This window comes from Pseudoalteromonas sp. R86517 (assembly GCF_042466295.1).
GTDB lineage: Bacteria > Pseudomonadota > Gammaproteobacteria > Enterobacterales > Alteromonadaceae > Pseudoalteromonas > Pseudoalteromonas atlantica.
Map to the genome: position 1 here is coordinate 1,541,871 of NZ_JAXHCB010000001.1, position 11,752 is coordinate 1,553,622.

General features: G+C 41.2%; 9 protein-coding genes. 5 read left to right on the forward strand and 4 right to left on the reverse strand.

Annotation, left to right across the window (positions count from 1 at the left end; translation table 11 throughout):
* Nucleotides 1–112: 112 nt before the first annotated feature.
* From pxpB to SJY38_RS06960, 4 genes are all read left to right on the forward strand, one after another.
* Nucleotides 113–772 (forward strand): 5-oxoprolinase subunit PxpB, encoded by a 660-nt coding sequence (gene pxpB, locus SJY38_RS06945; protein ID WP_286741279.1) that lies wholly within the window; start codon nt 113–115, stop codon nt 770–772.
* Between the two features lies 1 nt (nt 773).
* Entirely contained in the window at nt 774–1,706 is a 933-nt protein-coding gene (locus SJY38_RS06950) for a biotin-dependent carboxyltransferase family protein (RefSeq protein WP_286741281.1), read from the forward strand.
* Between the two features lie 439 nt (nt 1,707–2,145).
* Nucleotides 2,146–3,819: an asparagine synthase B gene (gene asnB / locus SJY38_RS06955; protein WP_024034109.1), complete on the forward strand. Its 1,674-nt coding sequence runs from the start codon at nt 2,146–2,148 to the stop codon at nt 3,817–3,819.
* Nucleotides 3,803–4,642, forward strand: a complete 840-nt coding sequence (locus SJY38_RS06960; protein ID WP_377109481.1) for a PhzF family phenazine biosynthesis protein — start codon at nt 3,803–3,805, stop codon at nt 4,640–4,642. The genes asnB and SJY38_RS06960 overlap by 17 nt, the downstream gene beginning before the upstream one ends.
* Before the next feature lie 4 nt (nt 4,643–4,646).
* On the opposite strand, the gene egtD is transcribed toward SJY38_RS06960, so the two are convergent.
* Nucleotides 4,647–5,621 (reverse strand): L-histidine N(alpha)-methyltransferase, encoded by a 975-nt coding sequence (gene egtD / locus SJY38_RS06965; RefSeq protein WP_096041797.1) that lies wholly within the window; start codon nt 5,619–5,621, stop codon nt 4,647–4,649.
* Entirely contained in the window at nt 5,618–6,892 is a 1,275-nt protein-coding gene (gene egtB, locus SJY38_RS06970; RefSeq protein ID WP_286740711.1) for an ergothioneine biosynthesis protein EgtB, read from the reverse strand. Before egtB ends, egtD begins: the two co-directional genes overlap by 4 nt.
* A gap of 435 nt (nt 6,893–7,327) precedes the next feature.
* Between egtB and SJY38_RS06975 the strand changes: the two genes are divergently transcribed.
* Nucleotides 7,328–8,908 (forward strand): BCCT family transporter, encoded by a 1,581-nt coding sequence (locus SJY38_RS06975; protein ID WP_286740708.1) that lies wholly within the window; start codon nt 7,328–7,330, stop codon nt 8,906–8,908.
* Between the two features lie 119 nt (nt 8,909–9,027).
* Here SJY38_RS06975 and SJY38_RS06980 read toward each other — a convergent pair whose 3' ends face one another.
* Both SJY38_RS06980 and SJY38_RS06985 read right to left on the reverse strand, forming a co-directional pair.
* Nucleotides 9,028–9,732, reverse strand: coding sequence for a 3'-5' exonuclease (locus SJY38_RS06980; RefSeq protein ID WP_288421403.1), 705 nt, complete (start codon nt 9,730–9,732; stop codon nt 9,028–9,030).
* A 3-nt stretch (nt 9,733–9,735) separates the two neighbouring features.
* Entirely contained in the window at nt 9,736–11,631 is a 1,896-nt protein-coding gene (locus SJY38_RS06985) for a DUF294 nucleotidyltransferase-like domain-containing protein (RefSeq protein ID WP_004587882.1), read from the reverse strand.
* Between the last annotated feature and the right edge of the window lie 121 nt (nt 11,632–11,752).

The window sequence follows — 11,752 nt, forward strand, 5'->3', positions numbered from 1 at the left end:
AATACAGTTTGAGTCTGCATTTCTTTTTCGTTTATTTTTCTTATGGCTAGGTACTGAATAAATTGACAAAACTATGTTAGCTTTGCTGCACGTTGTATAAAAAGATTAAATTATGACTGCATTTTTACAGGTATTTACTTTAACAAATAACAGTTTGCTATTAGATGCCACACAGCATAAACAAAACAATGTGTTAGACACTCAAAAAAAAATTTGGGCACTCACTAAGCAGCTAAAGCAAAGTAACGAATTTATTGATTTAGTCCCAGGCATGAACTCTTTAACGCTTTATTTAAAATCGGCAAGTAATTTAGAAAAATGGCAAAACGCCTTGCCTGATTTATGGGACAAAGTACAAGCAACAACATTTAAAGGCACTCACCATAAAATACGCACTACTTATGAAGGAGAAGATTTAGATTTTGTTGCCAAACAAACTAATTTAACACCCCAGCAAATTATTCAAATACATAGCCAAGCCACTTACCACGTTTTATTTTTAGGATTTCAGCCCGGGTTTGCCTACCTACATGGATTAGATTCACGCTTGCATATCCCACGCAGAGACACGCCACGTACTAAAGTACCTAAAGGTGCCATTGCTTTAGGCGCAGAGCAAACTGCCATTTACCCCGCAGAAACACCTGGCGGTTGGCATATCATTGGCCACACAAACACGCCCCTTTTTGATAGCACACACTCAGATCCTTGCTTATTTAAACCCGGCGACACGCTATCGTTCGTTTCAATAAACACAATGCAAGGAGCATAAAGTGATAAAAGTTCTTAAACCTGGTGTACAACTTACAATTCAAGATGGCGGGCGCTGCGGTTATCGTCATTTAGGTGTAAGCAAAGCGGGTTGTTTAGACCCTTACGCACAAATAATTGCCAATAAATTAGTGGGTAACAAAGATAATGAAGCTGTGCTTGAAGTTACGTTAGGCCTGTGCGAGTTACAGTTTGAAACCGATACTGTTATTGCCCTACAAGGTGCTGATTTAAACGCTGCGCTTGATGAAACGCCCTTGTACCCTGGCTGGAGTTACCAAGTAAGAGCCAAACAAACTTTAAGCTTTGATACAGGCCGCGCTGGTTTGCGTGCCTATGTAGCCGTACAAGGTGGCATTGATGTTAAAGATATCATGGGCTCAAAATCAACCGATTTAAACGCGCTCTTTGGTGGTTTAGCAGGTAAAGCACTTAGCGAGGGCGACATTATTCCTATTAAAACATCGCCCGTGCCAATAACGCGCTTTATACAGCGCGGCGCTATTACTCCGCCTAAACTAAAGGTGATTAGGGTACATGCAAGCCCACATGCGCAACTATTAGGTGATACGCTACTTAAACAGTTTTTTTCAACGGCGTTTAAAGTAAGCCATAACAGCAACAGAATGGGCCTTAGGCTAACAAACGAAAGCCCCCTAACTCATAGTCACTCACTTGCCTCTCTTGGTACAGGCCCGGGCTCTATTCAATTACCTCCCAGTGGTGAGCCTATTGTATTACTTAACGACGCTCAAACAACCGGTGGCTACCCATTACTTGGCACGGTAATAGAGGCTGATTTACATCAATTTGCGCAATTTAGACCCGGTGACTCAATTGAATTTAAGCAAGTAACCCATGAGCAAGCTAGCTTAGCAAAACAAAAGCTTAAAGGTCACTTACATCAGCTAAGCTTAGCGCTTAAATACAGTTAACTCTAAGGTGAGAAATAAACCTATTACAAGGAGCTAATAAAAGTACAAGCGGCGCTCTACTTAACTTGCAATAAGTAAGTGTAGATTGGTTAATTAAGCGCATAAAATTAAAACACGCTAACGCAAAAAAATTATAATAAGGCAATTTAAGCTCTGCTTTAATTTTCGCACACACTTGGTGCATTTGTGCAGTGTGCTTTTTTGCAAACACTGCACTAAATGCCTTGCTAACGCCACTTTTCACACCAAAAGTGTTGTTAATATAGCCGCACTTGTGCGTGGCGCACTACTTTGGTGCGCGCACTTTTCAGTTGGTGCATAAATTATTCTTAATTAATTGTAAAAGCAGTGTGACTTGAGTAATTATTTCTGATAAAACAAGGTTTCGCAGCACAGCAAAGTTGCCCTGCTGCACACATAATAGGAATGAGGAGTTACTATGTGTTCAATTTTTGGTGTATTAGATATTAAATCTAACGCCACTCAGTTGCGTACCCAAGCAATTGAAATGTCAAAACTACTAAGGCACCGTGGCCCCGATTGGTCTGGTGTGTATTCATCTGAAAAAGCGATTTTAGTGCATGAACGCTTAGCCATTGTTGGTGTATCAAGCGGCGCACAACCATTATATAACCCTGAAAAGACAAATATTTTAGCGGTTAACGGTGAAATTTATAACCACAAAGAGCTGGCAGCAGAGCTAGAGGTAGATTTTGAATTTCAGACTCAATCAGACTGTGAAGTTATTTTAGCGTTATACAAACAAAAAGGGCCTGAGTTTTTAGATGACTTAAATGGTATTTTTGCATTTTGTTTATACGATGAAGAAAACGATGCGTACTTAATTGGCCGCGATCACATTGGTATTATTCCGCTTTATACTGGCCACGATGAGCATGGTAATTTTTATGTTGCCTCAGAGCTTAAAGCGCTTTCACCAATTTGTAAGCACATTGAAGAGTTTCCACCAGGGCACTACCTATACAGCAAAAATGGTGAACTAACGCCTTATTATAAGCGCGATTGGGAAACCTTTGATGCAGTTAAAGATAACAGTGCACAAGCGCAAGACGTAAAAGAAGCGCTAGAAAGCGCTGTAAAACGCCAGCTAATGTGTGATGTACCGTATGGCGTATTGCTATCGGGCGGTTTAGACTCGTCGGTTATTTCGGCTATTACGCAACGTTTTGCTGCTAAACGTATTGAAGATAACGATGAAAGCGACGCATGGTGGCCTAAGCTGCATTCATTTTCTGTTGGGCTTGAGGGTTCACCTGATTTAGCCGCTGCGCAAAAAGTAGCGGATATGATTGGCACAGTACATCACCCTATTCACTTTACCATTCAAGAAGGTATTGATGCGCTTCGTGAGGTTATTTACCACATTGAAACGTACGATGTAACCACCATCCGTGCCTCAACGCCAATGTATTTAATGGCGCGCCAAATTAAAGCTATGGGTATTAAAATGGTATTATCAGGCGAAGGCGCTGATGAACTATTTGGTGGCTATTTATACTTCCATAAAGCGCCAAACGCACAAGAGTTTCATGAAGAGCTAAACCGTAAAGTGTCAAAGCTGCATATGTTTGACTGTTTACGTGCCAATAAGTCAATGGCTGCATGGGGCGTAGAAGCACGCGTACCGTTTCTTGATAAAGAGTTTGTTGATGTGGCTATGCGTATCAACCCTGAAGCAAAAATGTGTAAAGATGGCAAAATTGAAAAGCACATTTTACGCGAAGGCTTCGATGGCTACCTGCCTGAAGAAGTACTGTGGCGTCAAAAAGAGCAATTCTCAGACGGTGTTGGCTACAGCTGGATAGACACGTTAAAAGAGTTTGTAAACGAGCAAGTAAGCGACCAAGAGCTTGCTAACGCTAAGTTTAAGTACCCTATTAACACGCCTGATTCTAAAGAAGCGTATTACTATCGCTCTATTTTTGAATCACACTTCCCAGGTGATGCATCAGCTAAATGTGTACCACATGGTAAGTCGGTTGCGTGTTCAACCCCTGAAGCACTTGCATGGGATGCATCATTTCAAAATAATGCTGATCCTTCAGGCCGTGCTGCTGGCGTTCACAACGACGCGTATGCAAGCAAAGGCTAAACGCACCCTTTTATCGCAACGTAGGCTACAACAGCCTAGGTTGCGATATATAAAGCACCTTTATTCAGTTCCTGTATTTTCTAGTTCACAGCATAACTTAGCCGGTTCAAGTGCGTTAATTGTTATTTATACGCAAGGGTTAAGTACGCGTGTAATGCAAAAAATTGCATCAAACTCGCAGCACCCTGCTAGCGTTTTTTTAAATGAAAATGAAATTTCTCACCGTGTATGTAACATTCGCTGGTTTAACCAAACATCAGAAATTAAGCGCTGCGGCCATGGCACCCTTGCTGCTGCAAAATGTTTATTAGCACACTATGGTTTTTGCCCTTCACACTTTGTTTCAAACGATAAAGAACGGTTTAAAATCAAGCGAGCTACAGGCCGGGTACAACTTCAGCTAGCGGCTATTAATTTAAAAAAGAGTGATGAGGTTAACAGCCTTAGTGATGTATTTTCGCACTCTATAAAAGCAACTTACTCAACAGCTTATAAAAATGGCTATACCGTTGTACAGTTTAAAAACATGGCTGATTTAAAGCATTTAGAGGTTAATTTTGCACATTTAGTAAATGTGCATAACAATGCGGTAATTGCACTGCAAATACATAGTATTAATAAAAACAACGCAAGTGCGTATTTTAGGTATTTTGCGCCGCAATTTGGGGTAAATGAAGATACTGCTACAGGCTCTGCCGTGTCGGTTATTGCGCCACTTATTTTTAGACTACATGGTTTAAATAAAGTAACCCTTTTGCAGCAGTCACCAAAAGGCGCGCTGCTAAACTATACGTTTAGCAGCAATCAGGTAGTTGTAAGTTAAGCTATTACATTGGCCTTAGTAGGCAAAGTGCAAAGTAGCTTTTCTCGTCTTGCCATGTTTGTTCAAGCGATAAATTAGCCTGAGCAGCAAGATTTTTAAACGACTCAAGCGTATACTTGTGCGAGTTTTCAGTGTGAATGCTCTCTCCCGCTACAAAGTCTATTTGCTTATCGTTAATAACTACGCTTTGATTACACTTGCTCACTAAATGCATTTCAATGCGGCTGTGCACTTCGTTAAATCGCGATTCGTGTTTAAAATTATCTAAAATAAACGTGCCATTTAATTCGTTATTTATACGCTGGAGCAAGTTTTTATTAAAGGCGGCGGTAATGCCGGCTTTGTCATCGTAAGCATCAAGTAACACTTGTCGCTCTTTTACTAAATCAATACCTATTAATACATAGCCATCAACACCACATAAACGGTGGAAATTATTCATTATTTCAATGGCTTTTACTGGCGCAAAGTTACCCAGTGTGGAGCCTGGAAAATAAACTAAATTTGTTTGGCTGTCTAAGGCGGTGTCTTTTGTTAACTGCTTAACCATTTGGCTATGGGTAAAATCACCTAGCAATGGCGTAATGGCCAGCTCCGGAAATAACGGTGATAAATGCGCTAACGAGTAATTAAGCATCTCTGATGATATTTCAAAAGGAACAAAGGTTTTTACATTGCTCATATGGGCGAGTAAATACGCGACCTTTTTACCCGAGCCACAACCAGGCTCAATAATTGATAGGTTCTCGGGCAGCCTATTAGCGATAGCTTTTGAGTAATCTTCTAATATGGCAAGTTCAGTGCGGGTAACATAGTACTCTTGCAATGAGGTTATTTGCTCGAATAAAGCCGCCCCTTTATCATCGTAAAAATACTTACACGGCAGCGACTTTTGCTGTTGAGCAAGTCCATGTAATACATCATTTAAAAAGTCTAGATCGGTTATTGATTGCTGATTAATTGCTGTTACTTGGCTCATAGTATGTCCTTTGCTAGTCTAATGCCGCTGCACATCCACGCTTGGTGCGGATAAAAAAAGTTACGGTAGGTCTGTCTTAAATGATCTTTTGGGGTAAACACACACCCACCACGCAAAACCATTTGATTATTCATAAATTTACCATTGTATTCCCCTGCGGCTCCGCTAAAGGGTTTAAAGCCTGGGTAAGGTAAATAGGCGCTATTAGTCCACTGCCAGCATGTATCGTTTAACTGCGAGATAACATCTGGGTTTTTACATACACATGGCGTAAGCAAATCGTTTTGCTGTTGCTTAAGTGCTTGCTGCTGCGCTACATACTCCCATTCAAACTCAGTAGGTAGGCGCGCATTCACAAAATTAGCGTAGGCTGCCGCTTCAAAATAACTTACATGGCTCACTGGCGCATCTAAATTTAAAGGCTGCAGTCCGTAGAGAGTAAATTCAAACCACTGCCCGTCAATATACTGCCAATATAAAGGGTGACTAAGTTGCTCGGTGTTTATATTAGTCCAGCCATCACTTAACCAAAATGAAGGGTTTTTATACCCGCCCGCCTCTATAAATTGTAAGTACTCTCTATTAGTCACTAATCGATTAGCAAAACTAAACGCATGGATAAGGGCTTGATGTTTAGGTTGTTCGTTATCGTACGAAAAGCCGTTTTTAGCATCAGCCCCTATATTGGTTATGCTTTGGCTAAATTCGGTATATTTTAAAGTGCCTAGCGAATCACTCACCTTTATTAAGTCATTTGGGGTTTGGCTGTAGGCAGGAAAGCTTGGATTAACCGAAAAATTATATTTAATATCCATTAGCATGAGCTCTTGATGTTGCTGCTCATGATTCAGCCCAAGTTCTATTATATTGCACAGTGTTTGGTTAGTGCCTAATTGAAGCAGCTCGTTTAGCGCATTATCAACATAGGCTCTGTAGCGCAACACCACCTCTAAACTGGGGCGAGATAAACATCCTCTATTAGCACGCTTAAACTGCTCACCTATGCCGTTATAGTAGGAGTTAAAAAGCACTTTAAATTGTTCATCAAAGAGCGTGTAGTTAGGCAGATACTTAGCAAGTAAAAATGTTTCAAAAAACCACGTGGTGTGAGCTAAGTGCCATTTCATTGGGCTTGCATCATCCATTGCTTGTAGTTGGCAATCTTCTGCGCTGAGGTTTTTTGTAAGTGTAAGACTATGTTGGCGAATTGACTGAAATTGAGCGTGTATTTTTTCAGTACTGTGCGCTTCATTCGTTTTCGTGTTTAGCATATTAAAGTTAGTCCTTTTCACTCTTTGCGATTAAATAAAGCCTACCCCAGATTTTACCTTTATGCATGTTACATGATGATTAAATCGAACCCTCTACCCATTTAAAACGTAGACTAATGTATTAACGACTAAACGAGTTTGGTGGCGCTGCTTTAATTTTAGTTTAATAACAAACTAATTTTTAACACTCACTGAATTAACAATAGCTTATCTTTTTAGTGATAAATAGCTTTTAGCGCTAAGTAATCAGGCATATATAACCAAATAGTTTTACATTTACGATTTAACTCATACACTATTAAGGGTATGATCAGCGATTAATTTAGTTAGTCCTCAAATAAGTTTTATTGTAAATAATGCAACTTACTGTGTGGCTAATTAACTTAGTGTTATGCCGGAACTCTCTGGCTTGTTAGGACAACATAAGAGGTATTCATGAGCGAAAATCATGACAAGTATAGTATTGATAATACGGACTACACCGTAGGTCAAGATAACGTGCAAAAATGGGGATTTGATATACATAATCCTGTTTTTGGTATTAGTGCCGGTTTGATTGTCATCTTTTTAGTCGCCATTCTCGTTTCGGATGCGCAAACAGCCAAAGCAACGCTTGATGGTATTAAGCTCGATATAATAAATAACTTTGATGCGTTTTTTATGTGGGCAGCAAACTTCTTTGTTATATTTTGTTTGGCATTAATTGTATCGCCCTATGGTAATATTCGTTTAGGCGGAGAAGGAGCTAAACCAACGCACTCGCGTATGTCATGGCTTGCTATGTTATTTGCCGCAGGTATGGGTATTGGGTTAATGTTTTGGGGTGTTGCAGAGCCTGTAGCTTACTTTACCGGCTGGTACGAAACCCCACTTAATGTAACCGCAAATACGCCAGAGGCTGCAAAAGTGGCCATGGGTGCAACCATGTTTCACTGGGGCCTTCACCCGTGGGCTATTTATGCCGTTGTAGCGCTCTCACTTGCGTTTTTTACTTACAATAAAGGCCTTCCTTTATCAATCCGTTCAATTTTTTATCCACTATTAGGCGACAGAGCTTGGGGCTGGCCTGGTCATATTATTGATATTCTTGCCGTGCTTGCCACTTTGTTTGGCCTTGCAACCTCGTTAGGTTTAGGCGCGCAGCAGGCTTCTGCAGGTATTAACCATGTATTTGGAACTGATGGCGGCGTAGGCGCACAATTATTGGTTATTATTGGCGTTACCTTACTAGCTATTATCTCAGTAGTACGCGGCATTGATGGCGGCGTAAAGGTCCTTAGTAATATAAACATGCTCATTGCATTTGCCTTACTTCTGTTTGTTGGTTTAATTGGCTTTGCTGTGGCAATCGGTAACGTACCAAATACGGTTATGGGTTATGTTGAAAATATTATTCCACTGAGCAACCCACATGGCCGTGAAGACGAAACATGGATGCACGGTTGGACTGTATTTTACTGGGCATGGTGGATTTCGTGGTCACCGTTTGTAGGTATGTTTATTGCGCGTGTTTCTCGTGGTCGTACAATTAGAGAGTTTTTAATCGCTGTATTATTAATTCCTACTGCGGTTACTATTTTATGGATGTCTATTTACGGCGGCATTGCAATAGACCAAGTTGTTCAAGGTGTTGGTAGCTTAGGCGTAAACGGTTTAACCGATGTACCTATGGCGATGTTCCAAATGCTAGACGAACTGCCTATGTCGAGCGTGCTTTCGTTCCTAGCTGTGGTTTTAGTATTAGTGTTTTTCATTACCTCTTCTGACTCGGGTTCGTTAGTTATCGACTCAATTACAGCAGGCGGTAAAGTGGATGCGCCAGTACCACAACGCATCTTTTGGGCTACGGTTGAAGGCTCTATTGCTGCTGCTCTATTATGGATTGGCGGTACAGAGGCGATTCAAGCATTACAAGCGGGTGCTGTTTCAACAGGTCTTCCGTTTACTTTAGTGTTACTACTAATGTGTGTAAGCCTATTATTAGGATTACGTACTGAGCCTCGCGCTGTTAAATAATTAGTCGCTTGCCAGTAAACTAAAAAACGCCGCATAATATGCGGCGTTTTTATTGGCTAAGCTAAACTTTGGTTAATAAGTTTAAACCTGTATTACCCTCGCTAGAATTTAAAATAAATTTAACTTAGTAATTCAGCCAGTGGCGTATCATCGCGGTAATGGTATTGCAGCTGTGCAATCAACAGCTCTGCTGTGGCTAATGCATCAGTTAGCGCATTGTGATTATGATAAGCAGGCAAAGAGTATCGACTGCGGCAATCTGTGAGTCTAAGTGAGCCTACCTTTTGATTAAACAAACGCCCTATTAAGCCTTGGCGGGCGCGCAACGCTCGTTGCTCAATTTCCATGGTATCGACTAATGCAAACTGGATCCCTTCGTTAATTCTCGCAAGTAATGCATTGTTTAAAAAGTGCCGCTCTATCGCTGCATAATGCACCACCACCACTTTACCACTAAGTGCATTAAGTAGCGGCCCTAGTCGAGAGTTTAAATCGGGAGCGTCATCCACTTCTGAATGCGTAATACCATGAATAACAATCGACTCCTCACTTAAGCTTTTACGAGGCTGCACTACCCAATGCTTAGCATGTGTGCAATACACTCTTTGCATAGTAAAAGGGACTAAGCCAATACTGACTATATCGTCCACCTCACTATTTAGACCGGTTGTCTCAAAATCAAGAGCCACAAACGAAATGTCTTTTATAGGCGTGTGCGTATCACCATAAGCGTGCTGATAAAACGCTTTTAAATGCTCATTTTTAGCGTTGTTAGCCAGTGTTTTATAATGAGCCTGCCAGTCAAAATACGATTGCTTAGCCATTCGTTACTTAACACCCGCATTGGCTGAGTAACTAAACTTTAAGTAGCTTTGTGCTTTTTCGAGTATGGCAAACGCTTCTTTTAAGTTGCGTTGCTCAAACGGCGAAAGTAAATGCGGGTCTATGTCGTTATCGGGCTCTTCTTCTTGCTCTATTTGCCATGCTTGATGGCGAATTCGCATCATGGCAATGTATTCTAACGCATCACGTAAATCTTGTGCTTTACCCTCAGGTAACAGGCGCGATTCAATAATATCTTCAAGGCGTTCAAACGAATTTTGCTTACGAGAGCCTATCGCCAGTGCATGCACTCTTATCACATCAGAAAGCGGTGCAGTGCCTCTGCGTTTTAAGTTCATTGAACGCTTATGCTGGCCGTTATGCTCAAGCACAAAGCCTTTAAAAAACCCAAGTGGCGGTGTGCGGTTTCGGGCATTGGCGGCCATATTAGCTAAAAACACACGGTTTTGTTTACTTTGCTTAGCAATAAAAATTTTAAGCTCGTCGGCCCATTTTGTTTTACCCCACACCCCATCTAAATCAAAAAATATTGAGCTGTTAAGCAGTGCTTGTGGTTTAGGTAAGGCTATCCACTGTGAGAATTGATCAAACCATTGCGAACGTGTTTTACGCCATTTTTTGAACGAGGCCATAATTTCGCCGCTGCAATAGGTATAACCACATTGCGCTAAGCCATCACACACAAAATCAGAAATATTTTGAAAGTACTCATTGTGTTTTTCATCATCGTAATTGTCATCCAAAATAAGCGCGTTATCTTGATCTGTTACAATAAGTTGTTCATCTCGCGCCATAGAGCCTAACGCTATAAAACAGTAAGGTACTGGCGGCGGGCCATATTTTTCTTCAGCCAGTACTAATAAGCGCTGTTTAAAAGTACGCCCTATTACCGCCATTGCCGTACCAATCATATGTGAATTAGCATCTTCGTTTACCATACGTACAAATACATTGGGCAGCTGGCGCGCGTAATGTGCTAAATCTTCAATGGTTTGCTGCGCTAAAATACCGCGCACCAAGAGTAAACTACTCTGCGACTCGTACCTTAAAATGTCGGATAGTGAAATAACCCCAATAGGTCGGCGCTTTTGTACCACAGGTAAGTGGTGCAAGTTATCGCGCAGCATGGCAAGAACGGCTTCAAATACATAGGCATTTGAATCAAGCAGTACAAGATTAGTCGACATAATTTTATCTGCGGTAACATCAAGCCCTAAGCCTTCGGCTACCACTTTTGTGCGTATATCGCGGTCGGTAATAATGCCTACAATTTGCCCATCGTCTTCTTCTGGGTCGTCGCTTATTGGTTTGTCTAAATCGGTAACTAACACAGAGGAAACCGCTTCTTCTGTCATTACTTTAGCAACATCTTGTATGGTGGTTTGCGTACTTAGCGTTACCACATCGCGATGAATGAGCGACTTAACTTTGGCGGTTGTTAAATCGTTGCTGTCGGCTTGCTCAACTAACGCTTGGCGAAGGCGCACATTGCCATCAGCTTCAAAATAATCAGCAAAGCCGTCAAACTCGTCACAAAAACGGTTAAACAGCGTAAAGTTAATACAATACACTAGGGTGTCTTCGAGTGCCTTTGCAGGAAAGCGCACTTTACGATTCATCAACAAGCCCATTTGGCCAAAAATACCGCCCACATCTAAGCGGTTATAAAGCTCGTTATTACGACGATAAATTTCCACAGAGCCACTGCGAATTATAAATAAATCAGCGATGTCTTGGCCTAACGTTAAAATATCAGTTTGCGAGCGGTAGTAAGCTACCTCAACTTGTTGCGCAAGCTCGTTTAAAGCGTTTGTCGGTAAGTCATCAAATGGCGGGTGCTGCGCTAAAAACTGCGCAATTTCAACTTGTTCGGCTTGCATTGGGAATTCCTTGTGGCCACACAAAAAGGCATGTATATGCTTAAGTGGCTATCTTAACAAACAAGTAGTGCCAATCAAGCCATAACCACACCCAGCAGACTTTTAATTTAAAAACGTTGCT

Bases quoted from the DNA above. Each gene is read 5' to 3' on its own strand.
- pxpB (WP_286741279.1), top strand. From the start codon at position 113: ATGACTGCATTTTTACAGGTATTTACTTTAACAAATAACAGTTTGCTA.
- asnB (WP_024034109.1), top strand. From the start codon at position 2,146: ATGTGTTCAATTTTTGGTGTATTAGATATTAAATCTAACGCCACTCAG.
- SJY38_RS06960 (WP_377109481.1), top strand. From the start codon at position 3,803: ATGCAAGCAAAGGCTAAACGCACCCTTTTATCGCAACGTAGGCTACAA.
- egtD (WP_096041797.1), bottom strand. From the start codon at position 5,621: ATGAGCCAAGTAACAGCAATTAATCAGCAATCAATAACCGATCTAGAC.
- egtB (WP_286740711.1), bottom strand. From the start codon at position 6,892: ATGCTAAACACGAAAACGAATGAAGCGCACAGTACTGAAAAAATACAC.
- SJY38_RS06975 (WP_286740708.1), top strand. From the start codon at position 7,328: ATGAGCGAAAATCATGACAAGTATAGTATTGATAATACGGACTACACC.
- SJY38_RS06980 (WP_288421403.1), bottom strand. From the start codon at position 9,732: ATGGCTAAGCAATCGTATTTTGACTGGCAGGCTCATTATAAAACACTG.
- SJY38_RS06985 (WP_004587882.1), bottom strand. From the start codon at position 11,631: ATGCAAGCCGAACAAGTTGAAATTGCGCAGTTTTTAGCGCAGCACCCG.